General features: G+C 65.0%; 8 protein-coding genes. All 8 read right to left on the reverse strand.

Annotated elements, in window-relative coordinates; all coding sequences use genetic code 11:
- Positions 1 to 111: 111 nt before the first annotated feature.
- Positions 112 to 3,642 carry a carboxypeptidase regulatory-like domain-containing protein gene (locus GEV06_00340; GenBank protein MPZ16352.1) on the reverse strand — a complete coding sequence of 1,177 codons (3,531 nt, stop codon included), beginning with the start codon at positions 3,640 to 3,642 and terminating at the stop codon, positions 112 to 114.
- 233 nt (positions 3,643 to 3,875) lie between these two features.
- Positions 3,876 to 4,994: a gfo/Idh/MocA family oxidoreductase gene (locus GEV06_00345; protein ID MPZ16353.1), complete on the reverse strand. Its 1,119-nt coding sequence runs from the start codon at positions 4,992 to 4,994 to the stop codon at positions 3,876 to 3,878.
- A 97-nt stretch (positions 4,995 to 5,091) separates the two neighbouring features.
- Complete coding sequence (locus tag GEV06_00350) at positions 5,092 to 6,444, reverse strand: GntP family permease (GenBank protein ID MPZ16354.1); 1,353 nt, start codon at positions 6,442 to 6,444, stop codon at positions 5,092 to 5,094.
- Positions 6,445 to 6,505: 61 nt separating this feature from the next.
- Positions 6,506 to 7,798 (reverse strand): FtsX-like permease family protein, encoded by a 1,293-nt coding sequence (locus tag GEV06_00355; GenBank protein ID MPZ16355.1) that lies wholly within the window; start codon positions 7,796 to 7,798, stop codon positions 6,506 to 6,508.
- Positions 7,798 to 9,114: an HlyD family efflux transporter periplasmic adaptor subunit gene (locus GEV06_00360; protein MPZ16356.1), complete on the reverse strand. Its 1,317-nt coding sequence runs from the start codon at positions 9,112 to 9,114 to the stop codon at positions 7,798 to 7,800. Before GEV06_00360 ends, GEV06_00355 begins: the two co-directional genes overlap by 1 nt.
- The gene (locus GEV06_00365) at positions 9,111 to 10,382 is read right to left on the reverse strand and encodes an HlyD family efflux transporter periplasmic adaptor subunit (protein ID MPZ16357.1); all 1,272 of its coding nucleotides are present in this window, start codon (positions 10,380 to 10,382) and stop codon (positions 9,111 to 9,113) included. The genes GEV06_00360 and GEV06_00365 overlap by 4 nt, the downstream gene beginning before the upstream one ends.
- Positions 10,379 to 11,638 carry an HlyD family efflux transporter periplasmic adaptor subunit gene (locus tag GEV06_00370; protein MPZ16358.1) on the reverse strand — a complete coding sequence of 420 codons (1,260 nt, stop codon included), beginning with the start codon at positions 11,636 to 11,638 and terminating at the stop codon, positions 10,379 to 10,381. Before GEV06_00370 ends, GEV06_00365 begins: the two co-directional genes overlap by 4 nt.
- 264 nt (positions 11,639 to 11,902) lie before the next feature.
- Positions 11,903 to 12,508 carry a DNA-3-methyladenine glycosylase I gene (gene tag, locus GEV06_00375; protein ID MPZ16359.1) on the reverse strand — a complete coding sequence of 202 codons (606 nt, stop codon included), beginning with the start codon at positions 12,506 to 12,508 and terminating at the stop codon, positions 11,903 to 11,905.
- Positions 12,509 to 12,602: the final 94 nt, after the last annotated feature.

Below are 12,602 nucleotides of genomic sequence, written 5' to 3' on the forward strand. Positions count from 1 at the left end.
CGGCCAAGGACGCTGCCCCTTGATATTCCCGGCCGGTCGCACAACGAAAACAAGATGTGCGCGACGGCCGCATAGCGGTCCGAGGCACCGTACCGGGGTCGCCGGGCACGTTCAGAAGCTGAACCTCGCCTGCACCTCCACCGTCCGCCCCCCAAGCGCATCCTGGGCTTCGCTGAAATGCGAGTCGAAAATGTTGGTCTGGAGGTTGAAGAGGTTCACGGCGTTGAACACGTTGTAGATGTTTGCGCGGATCTCCAGCCGCGCCGCGTTCCCGAGCCCGGGCATTGCCGGCAGGCCGAACGCCTTGCTGATGGTCGCGTCCACGTTGAAGTAGCGGGGCCCGCGGAACGAGTTGCGCGCGACGCCGGGCCGCTCCGGGATCGGCCCCGGAGGATTCTCCCCCTCGACGATCGACACGAACGACGGACCCTGCTCGCGCACTGGCTCGGTGAAGTACGCCGGCCCGCCGTCCGGGAAGTTCCCGCCCGGCCGGCGGAACGCGTCGTCGCCGTAGTCGCTCAGCGCGCCGCCGAGGTAGGCCGCCGGGCGCAGATCGCAGTTGCCTGAGCTCTCCGCGTACACCACGCCGCAGCCGAGCCCCGCGTAGATCGGCGTCCACGGGAACGCGGAGTGCGCGTTGACGATGCCGCTGAGCGTCCAGCCACCGGCGATCTTCTCGAGCAAGCTGTCAGGATTGTCCGAGAGCTGGGGCGACCACACGCCCCAGAACTTGAACGTGTGAGTGGCGTCGTAGTCCGACGGTCCCCAGGCTGCCTCGGGGTCGTACACGTAGTGGTCCTGCGCGAAGTTGTTGGAGCCGTGGTCGTAGCTCCGGCTCAGCCGGTACTGCGCGTCCAGCTGGAATGAGTTGCTGAACCGGTGGCGAATACCGGCGAGGAGCGCGTTGAAGCTCGCCTCGCCATCGTTCGCGTACCAGGTGAGTTGGTTCACGACCGGGTTGAACGGGATGCCCTGGACGGCGGAGACGAGGTTCAGGTTGTATAGCCGCGTCAGGTGGTCCGTGGTGCTGCCCTGGTAGCCGAGGCTCGCCACCCAGCTGCTGCCGAGGTCGTACTCGGCGTCGACCGAGTAGCGGAGCATGCGCGTCGTCGGCCATTCCGCCGGGAAGCCGGTGAGCCCGATCCGCGCGAAGTTGGGGCCCGGCACCGGCAGGTTGGTCTCGGGATCGAAGCTGGCGATTGTCGCCGGGTTGGAGGCGTAGCCTGAGAACGAGTTGACCTCGGCCGGGAAGCTGTCCACGCCGTACACGATCTGGCCGCCGGTCAGGTTGCCCGCAGCCGAAAGGAACGGCGCGTTGTTGCGGCCGTTCAGCGAGATCGCCTGGTCCAAGCCGTTGTAGGCGAGGCCGACGCCGCCGCGGACCACCATCTTCCCGTTGAAGCGGGTCGGCGTCCAGGCGAAGCCCGCCTGCGGGCCGAAGTCCGTCTTGTTGGACTCGTAGAGCGTCCCCCCGAGGCGCAGGCGGAGATCGGTGAGCGCGGCGTCGCCCGACCCGAGCACGACGGCGCTCAGGTCGTCGGTGTCCTCCGAGATGGAGCCGAAGTACTCCCAGCGGAGGCCGAGGGTCAGCGTCAGGTTGTCACGGACCTTCCAGTCGTCCTGGACGAACAGGGCATAGAGCGTCTGCTGCGTGTCCTTCCGGAAGTCGGTCGGCACGCCGGTGAGCGGATCGAAGGTGGCGTTCTCCTCCGACGGCGCGTCGTTCAGGAAGTCCCACATGTTGTTGAAGTAGTACGACGGCCTGGCCGACCACGGCGCGGTGTCGACAAACGTCATGTAGGTCACTTCGCCGCCCATCTTCAGCAGATGGCTCTTGTGGACCTTGGTTAGCACGTTCTTGAAGCCGTAGGTGTCCTGGTTGAACAGGCCGGGTGCGCCGATCCCGAAGTCCAGGTGGTTGTCCTCGATGGTCCCGAGCGTGGCGCTCCCGTCGACGTTCTGGATGAACGTGGACGGCAGGCCCCACGGGCCGTCCGGATTGTTCCCCAGATCGTCCCAGCTCCAGCCCGCGTGGTTGACCCGGACCTCGTTCAGCAGCGTCGAGGAGAAGGTGCGGTTCCAGAGCACGGTCTCCGCGCCGTTGTTCTGCGTGTGGTGGAACTGGTTCATCTCGCGGAGCGAGCCGTTGATGGAGTCGTTGCTGACAGGCACCTGGTACATGCTGAACGCGATGAGGTCTCTGGCGGTCGCGTTGAAGTCCACGCGCATGTTGTACTGCGAGTTCGTGCTCTCGTTGGGGTTGGCGTTCGCCACGAACACCATGTCGGGCACGCCGTCCAGGTTCGACGGGCGGCCGGTCCCATCGCCGCCCAGGCCGGGGCTGAAGGGGTCGATGAACGACGGATCCCGCGTCCCCACAGGGAACCGATCCCGGGACAGCGGACGGCCGAGGTCGAGGCCCTGCCCCTGGATGAACCGGCAGTTGACGCCCTCGCCGAGCCCGATGTCGCTGCAGGAGTGGCCGTCGTTGGCGCCCATGAGGACGGTGCCGGCGAGCGGCGAGGATCCCGGGAACGACAGGAAGCGCTCGGCGGCGCTGGCGGACGGGGCGGCGGTCCCCATGTACTGCGGCGTCATGTACCACCCCTGGGTGATGTTGGAAGCCGAGTCGCGGATCGTCTCGTAGGAGAAGAACCCGAACAGCCGGTTGCGGAGGATCGGGCCGCCGAGCGTGGCGCCGATGTCGTTCAGCAACGCCTGGTTGCGTTCCACGGCCTTGCCGGACCCGTTGTACTCCTGGAAGGCGCTCATTCCCGGGGTGATCCGTCGCAAGAAGGCGCTGCCGTGGAAATCGTTGGTGCCGTTCTGCGAGATGATCTGCACCTGCGCGCCGCGGTACCGGCCGAACTCGGCATCGTAGTTGTTCGTGACGATCTTGATCTCCTTGATCGAGTCCTCGTTCGGGGTGATGACCGACGTCCCGCCCCACGACACGCTCGTCAGGCCGACGCCGTCGATTTGGTAGTTGTTCTCGCCCGTGCGCGCGCCGTTCGCCACGATCTGGCCGCCGTTCTCGGTGGCGAAGACGCCCGACGCGTTGCCGGTGCCGCCGATCGTCGTCGCGGGCAGGTTCTGCGTGCCGCCGCCCGCGCTACGCGCCCCGTCGCCGAACGCGCCCGGGGCGAACTGGAGGAGCTGGAACGGATCGCGCCCGTAGGAGGGGAGCGACTGAATCTGCTCGGCGGTCACGGTGCCGCTGATGTTGCCCGTGGCGGTGTCGAGCAGCGGCGCGGCATCGCTGACCGTGACCGTTTCGGCGGTCCCGCCAAGCTCCAACGCGACGTCGAGCGCGTTCGACTGCTCAGCGATGATCCGGACATCGTCCAGGACCTTCCGCTTGAAGCCTTGCAGCTCCACAGCCAGCGAATAGGTCCGGGCTGCGAGCGCGGTGAAGACGTAGACGCCCTGCTCGTTGCTCGTGGTGGTAAGAGTCCGGTTCGTCTCCTTGTCGCGGAGCGTGACCGTAGCGCCTGGAACGACAGCGCCCTGGGGATCCTTGACGGTGCCCGAAAGGCTGGCTCGATATTGCGCGTATACCGCCGTGCCGGCCAGGCTCACGGCCACGCACACAAGTGATGCCGACAACCTTTGCATGCGGGATCTCAGCCTCATGATGCCCATCCTCGTAGGCCCGTGGTTCGTGGCACGGGCGACAACACCCCTGAGTACACAGGTGAACGCACCAAGCGCGACGCTCTGCGACGGATGAACCTACTGCGTGTTCAAACGATTTAGTATAGGCGGGCGAGCGTTGGGTGTCAACGACCGAGATCGGGATCACACCAAGGAAGAAGAGGACGGGCCTTTTATGTGAGGAGTAAGGCAGCAGACGAGAAAAGGTCTGTCCCCATTCCTCACACCATCGGCCACTTGAAGCCCGAACGTAACCCGATCTTCTTTCCGCTGTTCGCCGATGCGCGCGCAGCTTCGATGATCTCGAGCACGTGGAGCGCGTGCTCGACGGCAATCGACGGCTCGCGTCCCGTGAGCAAGGCTTCGGCGACGACTGTCGCACCTTGCTGCCACACGTACGAGCCGGGATCGGGCGCGAAGCGTTGTGGCTTTTCGTGATCGATCGTGGCGAGATCCACGCCAAATGGCGCCCAGTCGTAGCCGACGAGGCCCATGTTCCCACGGGTGCCCCATACGGTAATGGTGTGGCCCTCTTGTCCCTGGCCGCCGTGACCGTACGGATCGAAGTAATTGAAACCACACTGCACGTGGGAGATGAGGCCATCACCATGATCCATCAGCAGCATCGCATTGTCTTCGGCTTCGACGCGTATCTTTCCCTTGTTGTCGACCGTTCGCTCGGGGGTGACGATGGCGGTCATCGCCATCACAGCACGGGCAGGGCCCAGTAAGCCTGTCAGCGTGGCGAGATTGTAGACGCCGAGATCGGGCAAGCTGCCGCCGCCCTTTTCATAGAAGAATGCCGACCACGTGGGCCCCAGATGACCATAGTGCGCATGCGCGCTGGAAACTCTCCCTAGCTTGCCCTCGCGGATGGTCGCCGCCATGAAGGCAAACTGCGGGCTGTTGACCACGGCGGGCGCGCCCCAGATGCGAAGCTTCCGGCTATGCGCGAGGTCCAACAGATCCTTGCCTTCCTCGTAGCTGTTGGCCAGTGGCTTTTCGCTCCAGACATGTTTGCTCGCAAGCAAGGCCAGCCTGTTGAGGCTGCCGTGTTCCTGCATATCGGTCAGGTTCACGAACAGATCGAACGGCGCGCCGGCCAACATTTCATCCACATGGGGATAGTGATTCGGAACGCGATACTCGGCGGCGCGATGTTGCGCTCGCTCGTAGATGATGTCGCACGTGCTCACGAGCTCGACATGAGGCGACTTGGACAGATGTGGCAAATATTGTGATGAGACGCTCCCACAGCCGATGACCCCGACGCGTATGGCCCGGCGCTGAGCCGTGGCCACATCACTTATCGACGCGACCAAGAGGCTCACGCCGGCCATCGCGGTTCGCTGAAGAAATTCCTGACGTGAGATGGGATCCACCACGATGACCTCCGCTACCGTTGCTGCGACGCTTTTGCCGAGACTGGAGCAGGCGCTACGGTCGCAGCGGCACGAGCCAGCTCAGGACGACCACAATCAGAAAACCGACGGTGCCCGTAATCGCCGCCACCGGTGTCCACAGCCTGAAGGTATCGCGCTCCGAGAGACGCGCCATGCGCGAGATCACCCAGAAGCCGCTGTCGTTCATCCACGACACCACCAGCGAGCCACCCGAGATGGCCAACGTGGCGTACACGGGATGTGGCAGGCCGCTCATCCCTGACGCGTAAATACCCTGCAGTACGGAAGCGGTCGTGATCATGGCCACCGTGCTCGAGCCCTGCGCCACCTTGAGGAGGGCTGCCATCAGATACGCTAGCAGCAAGAGCGGCAAGTGCATCGCATCGGCGACATCCGCCAGGCTGGCGCCCGCGCCCGCCCGGGTGAGCATGGCCCCGTAGGCGCCGCCCGCCGCGGTGATCAGAATAATGGTGCCGGCGGTTGCCAGCGCGCCCTCTGAAAACGTGCCGAGGTCGCTCATCGTCATTCCACGCGTCCGCCGCGCCATGTCGAGCGCCAGGACAGCCGACAACAGCAGCGCCGTATTTGGATCACCGAGAAAGGCCACGAGCTCGGCGCCGGGGAATTGCAGCTCGAGCGTCGTGAGGATGGTGCGCGACGCGATCAGGACGACGGGCAAGACGACCGGGAGAAAGGCGTAGCCGGTCGAGGGCGCGCGGCTCAGGTCGGCCGCCGGCTCCGCGTCGACGGTGGCGTCGACCGTGGCGAGCGGATTCCCACCATCCCAGCGCCGATTGATCCAGTGGCCGTACGCCACGCCGGCCATCGATCCGCCCAGGGCGACCACTGATCCCATGATGATGAGCAGGCCAAGGTCGACGCCCAATGTGGCGCCCATGGCGAGTGGCCCTGGCGTCGGCGGCACGAAGACATGTGTGGCGGCGCCGCCCGCCAGCGTTGCACAGAGATAGAGCGGATAGTTGTGGCCGGTGCGCCGGTACATCGCCCGGATGATGGGCGCCATGAGGAAGAACACGGTATCGAAGAAAACGGGCACCGACAGGACGTAGCCAGAGGCCCAGAGCGACATATGCGCCCGTCGCTCACCGGTCAGGCTCAGAAAGGCTTGGCTGATGCGCGCGGCGCCACCGCTGTGCTGGAGAGCAAAGCCGATGACAGACGCGAGAGCGATGACGATCCCGATGCGGCCGCACACGACACCGAACTCGGTCGCGGTGGCCGACGCCGCGTCGGCCAAGGGTACGCCGGGACTGAACAACGCAACGAACAGCGCGCCGAGGAACAAAGCGAGGACCGCATGCACCCGGAGGCGTGCGATCAGCAGGATGACGGCCAGCATCGAGCTGACCAAGACGACGAGTGGCATGGACGAGCGTGATTGTAACTGACGTGAGGTCCCTGACGCTTATCGTTCTGAGCTCTGAATCCTACTCGTAACGCAGCGCTTCGACGGGGTCGAGGTGCGCCGCTGTCCGCGCAGGGTAGACGCCAAAAACCAAGCCGACGACGAGCGACACGAAGAAGGCGAGCAGCACGGAGGTTGGCGTGATGATGGTGGTCCAGCCCGCGAAATAGGCGACGAGCTCCGAGAGGCCAAAACCGACGAGGACGCCGATCAGGCCGCCGGCGCAGGAGATGATCGTCGCCTCCATGAGGAACTGCCGGACAATCTCGCTGCGGCGTGCGCCCACGGCGCGCCGGACGCCAATCTCACGGGTGCGCTCGAGCACACTGGCGAGCATGATGTTCATGATGCCGATGCCGCCCACGAGCAACGAGATCGAGGCAATGGCCACCATGACCATCTCGAAGATGCGGCGGGTGCGCTGCTGCTCGGCCAGGAGCTGTGCCGGCACGTAGACGGAGAAGTCGCCTGCGCCTTTGTGCGAGTCGTTCAGGAGGCCACGCACGATGCCGGCCGCCCGCGGGCTCTGTTCTGGCGATTGGAGCTGCACGTAGATGGCGTCAATCTCGTCGCGAATCCGGGTCTTGTTGTCCTCGAGGCGGAGCATAGCTCCTGCAAGCGGCACGTAAATGAGGTTGTTTCTATCCTCTGACGGTAAGCCCGCGACCTCGCCTGGAGCGCTGAGCTGCGGTCCGGCGACCCCGATCACGCGGAACCACTGTTCGTGGATCTTCACGAATTGGCCAAGCGCAGAGCGGCTGCCGAAGAGGTCGCTCGCAACCGCCTCGCCGAGCACGCAGACTGGCGAGGCGCGCGTCGCTTCATCCTCGTCGAAGAAGCGCCCCGATGCCATGCGGAGGTTGCTGATACGCCGATACACGGGAAGCACGCCATACACGGTAGGTGTCTCGCGCCCTGGCCTGGGCAACACGGTGGATGGCGTGAACCGTTTGCGTGGCGAGATTGCCGTAACCCCTGCGAGGTTTGCGTCGATCAGTCTCACATCGCGAAATGTGAGCCCGGGCGAGATCTGACGCACTTGGATGAACTCTTCCTGGTCGGCGGCCTCCCGCGCCTCGACGATGAGGTTGCGTACGCCGAGGTTCTCGATGAACTCGAGGACATGCTGCTGCGCACCGGCACCGATCGAGAGCATCGACACGACGGCGGCGACGCCGCAGATCATGCCGAGCATCGTGAGCAGCGAGCGCAGCTTGTGGAGACGCAGGTTCTCGAGACCAAGACGCAAATCGGGCACGAGGCGCGTGAGCCCTGTGGTGCGCGATTTATCGACCGGTGTGGCTCGGTCGCTCATCATGTCCCCAGGGGCGCGGTGGGAGTGGATGGGGTGGGACTGTTTCGCGATGCGGGGGCCTCCTCGGGATTGACCAACGCGACCTCCAGGCCCTCCTCTAGCCCCTCCAGCACAGCCCGCGTCTCCGTACGGCGCACGACCTTCACCTCATGCGCCTCGAAGCCACGAGCGTTGCGTACGTAGACCACAGAAGCACCTCGTTGATCGAAGACTGCCTGGCGCGGGACGTGTACCACGTCTTCGAGCGGCGCAGCCGCGACCTCCACACGGAGCGTTTGCCCGGGCTTCAGCGCGGTGTGCTCTCCTTCGAGCTCGAGCGTGACGTCGAACTCACGCGCGGTGCCGGCGTTCCACCACTTACCGCGGCTTGCGACCGCGCCAACGGTCTTCACGTGCGCCCGATACGCCCGTCCGCCGCGGCTGTCGATGGAGACCTTGGCGCGCTGCTTGGGCGCCAAGGTCGCGCCAACCGACTCTGGCGCCTTGGCGAGAACCTCGAGCTGCGTCACATCGAGCAGCTCCGCGATCGGACGGCCCGGCGAGGCCATGTCGCCCTCCGCGTACTCAGGCAGGACAATGCCCGGGTAGAAAATGCCACCGGCGGCGTCCCGATTCGCGAGCACCGACAGGACCCCATCGAACGGGGCGACGATCGTCATTTGCGCGATGTTGCGCTCAGCCTCCTTGATGGCGATGAGCGCTTTGTTGCGCTTCTCACGTGCGACATCGAGCGCCGCGCGGCTCGTAGTCGAGCGCTCACGGACATTCCGTTCGAGCTCTTCCAGCTTGCGGCCCGCCTCTTCGAGAGTGAGCTCGTTCTTGCGCGCCTCGACCTTGCCAACGAGCTCGTTCCCGCGGATATCCAGCTCCGCCGCCCGGACGTCGTAGCGCGCGCTCAACAAATCGACCTCGTCCTTTGCCGCTTGCACGGCGTTGTCCGCCTCCAGCTTGTCGATTTCATACTCCGCTTCACGCAGCTGCGATTGCGCCTGCCCCAACTGATACTCCTGGTCGGCGGTATCGAAGCTCAGTACGAGGTCTCCCTTCTGCACTGCAGTGCCCGTTGGCAGCAGCGATAGGATCCGCATCGTTCCCGGAACGGGAGGCGCCTGGATCATCGTCGACTTGGTCGTACGGAGCTCGCCCTTCAGGTGCACGGTTTGATCGAGCGAGCTTCGCTCGGCAGGCGCGAACGGGATCTCGGTGCTGCGCGAGCGGAGCTTCCCAAGCCCGGCGGTGACGGCGCTCGCGACGACGACCAAGCCTGCGGTTCCCGCCAGCAGCCACACGAGGCGTTGTCGCCGTCTCGGGCTCATTGGCCCCCTCCTGTTCCGCTGTTCTGGTCAGGTGCTCGTAGCGCGACGCGTTCTCCTGCCGATACGCCGGAGGCGATCGCGACGATTTCCTGGCCGCGCCGTGCGACGCGTACGTGACGCCTGACGAATCCGTCGGACGTTTGCACGTAGACCGTCGGTTGGCCGTCGCGCTGGAAGAGCGCGTCGGTCGGGATGATCAGCGCCTTGGGCGCGCGGTCGATGATCAGGCGCGCGGTCGCCGACATGCCGGGCCGCAACCGAGGGTCCACCTTCTCGAGCAGGATCGTGACGTCGAACCGTCGCGGCGGCGGCCAGGTGCCCGTGATCTCCGGCTTCGCAAGCGTGCTGAGCTGGCTAATGCGTCCCGGAAGCTCTACGCCGGGCAATGCCTCGACCCGGACCATCGCCCGCAGGCCCTCGGAGAGACGGCTGCGATCACTCTCGTCGATGCGCGCCAACACCGTGACCTCGGAGAGATCCGGCAAGGTGACGATGGCCGCGCCTGACCAGGCACTGTCACCAGGACGGAACTCGCGCGCACCACCGCTGCCGGGGCTGGAAGCGCGATAGTTCGGCTGGATGGAGACGATGCCATCGGTCGGCGCACGCAGCGTCAGGGCAGAGAGATTGTGCTCCGCCAGGGAGACATCCGCTTCGACCTTCGTTTGCTTTTGCTGCAGCGCCTTGACGTCGGCCTCGGTTGTCGCGTGATCGGATTCGACGCTCACCGTGGCCTCATCTAACAGCTGTTCGGCGTCCGCCAGCTTCAGCTTGTTCTGCTCGCTCTCGATCCGTGACAGGACGTCGCTCGTCTCGACGTCGAGGCGCGACCGCTCGACGTTGTAGTTGGCGCCGAGCTGCGTGGTCAAGCTCTCCTCCTCGGCGATGCTACCCTGCGCGCGGGCCCTCTCGATCTCCGCACGCGCTTGCTTCAGCTCCGAGCGTTTTTCATCGAGCGTACGCCGGACGGTGCTGACGTCGAACTCCACGACAACATCGCCTTTCTTGACCGGACTGCCGTTGGGCGCAAGCTTGATGATTTGGAGCTCGCCGGCTCGGGATGGCGCGTTCAGCACGAGAGACCGGATCGGCGAAATCTCGCCCCTGAGTGTCATGCGATCCGCGAACTCACCCCGCTTCACTTCCGCGGTCGGGACAGTGGCGCGAATGACGTCGGCAGACGAGCTGCTGCATCGCGCTGAAGCAACCGCGATCAGACTCCCGACCGCGAGGATGCCTAGACATCTGCGTGGCCAACGCCGCCTCACTCCGATGCTCCTTCGCTGGGCGGCGTCATCACCACCCTATCGTCGGCCGTGACACCCTCGCCAATCACGGCTTCCATGTCAGTCAATGCCGTCACCTCGACCGGACGCCAGTCGATGGCCCCCTCGCCGGTTGCCACCGCGATCTCGTAGCCCGCCGATCCTGCTCGCCGAATCGCGCTGCGCGGGACGCTCAGGGCTTGCCGCCAGCGTGCAACCTCGACATCGACCGCTGCAGAGAGATCTGGAGCCACGCGCCGATCTGGCTGATCGAGTGCGAACACGGCCACGTACGATCGCACGGCTGTCGAGAGCGTGCTGGTCAGGCCGACCGGTGCGAGGCGCTCCAGCCGTCCCGGATATGTATGGCCTGGGAACGCATCGAGCTCGATCCGGGCCGCGAGCCCCCTGCGCAAGCCCGGGAGGTCGCCCTGATTCACCCTCACGCGGACACGCATCTGCTTGGGATTGACGACCTGCATCACCGGTCGTCCGGGCCACATCTCGTCACCCTCCTGGATGTCGCTCATTCCACCGCCTCGCCAGTTGGTCTTGAGCACCACGAGGCCGTCCATCGGGGACGCCACAATCATGCGCTCGGCGTTCTCTTCGGCCTGGCGAAACTCCGCCGTGGCCCGATCGCGCTGGACCTCCAGCATCTTCAGCTCCGCCTGCGCCGCTTGGCGCTTCAAGGCAAGGCTTTCCTGCAGCTGCTCATGGCGCGCTTGGGCGGCTTCGAACGCGTTCGTATTCTTCTCGATCTCGATGACCGGCAGCATCTCGTTCTTGAGCGTCTCGAGCCGAGCCGTCTCCGCCGCGTTCTTGGCGTTTTCCAGCTCGGTCAGGTCCTTCGCTCGCAGCTCCGCCTGCTCCGCCTTCTTCTTCTCGATTTGCGCGACCAGATCCTGCCATTCCGCCCGCTTCTCGAGCGCCGCATTGATCTGCTCCTGACGATCGAACTCGACGAGAATGTCCCCAGGCTCGACACGCGCGCCATTGGCCATCAGACGTGTGATGACGAGGCCACCGCTTTGCGCACCCGAGAGCCGTGGTGTTGCGATGGGCGTGGACTCCACCGCTTCGACGAGCCCGTGCAGGCGAACCGTCTGGACGACATCTTTGCGTGTCACGACACTGGTCCTGCCGCCATGCCCGCCAGCGGCCGGCTCCACGGCGCGCGCGCCGGAACATCCAGCCGCGAGGGCGGTAATAACTGCAGAGCTAAGAAACGATCTGGCTGTGCGAAAGCGGACAGTCATAGCCACCTACTGCGTTCCAACGCCATAACAACGAGACATGGCGTCGAGCAGATACACCCACTCATCCGAGGGGTTCTGTTCCCCCCGGGGGGATCCGCGCGAACTGAGGGAGAACAAGGGGCAAGCCCTTGGCTGATTAGACACCGGAGCTTGCGTCTTAGACGACCGAAGGCAGGTGATGGTTGGGTTTGCTCGGGAGCCGCTCCGCCCTCTTTGGCGGCAGTTTTCCTGGCTGTTACGACGCGGTCTCCACTGTGCCGTCCGTTACAAGCCCTGAAGGCTTCCGGCGCGGCCTCGAGGCGGCCGTAGCGCGCTGTGCCGGAAGCAGGTGATCACATGGTCATTGACCAGACCGACCGCCTGCATGAACGCATAGCAGATCGTCGAGCCCACGAACGAGCACCCTCGCTGCCGGAGGTCACGACTGAGTGCATCTGATTCCGACGTTTGCGCCGGAATGTCCGCCAGCGAGCGCCAGCGGTTGACGCGCGGCCGACCGTCCACGAAGCGCCACAGATACGCATCGAAGCTACCGAGCTCCTCGATAATTGTCAAAACGACGCCCGCGTTCTTGATGGCGGCTTCGATCTTGAGGCGGTTCCGCACGATACCCGCGTCGCGCAGCAAGGCGGCCTGTTTACGCCGCTTGTACGACGCCACCGTCGCAATATCGAAGTTGTCGAACGCAGCCTTGTAGGCCTGGCGCTTGCGCAGAATCGTGATCCAGCTCAGGCCGGCCTGCGCACCTTCTAGCACCAGCATCTCGAACAGGTGGCGGTCGTCGTGTTGAGGCACACCCCACTCGGTGTCGTGATAGGCGATGTAGAGGGGGTCGGTGCCCGCCCAAGGGCAGCGCGCGACAGACTTCATCATCTCAGAGGATAGCCCAATACGTAGGTAGGGCCGCCTCGCCGAGGCGGCCGTGACGGCGCGTTCACGCCTTCGCGCTTCGCGCTACGGCGGA

Source organism: Luteitalea sp., from assembly GCA_009377605.1.
Taxonomy (GTDB): domain Bacteria; phylum Acidobacteriota; class Vicinamibacteria; order Vicinamibacterales; family Vicinamibacteraceae; genus WHTT01.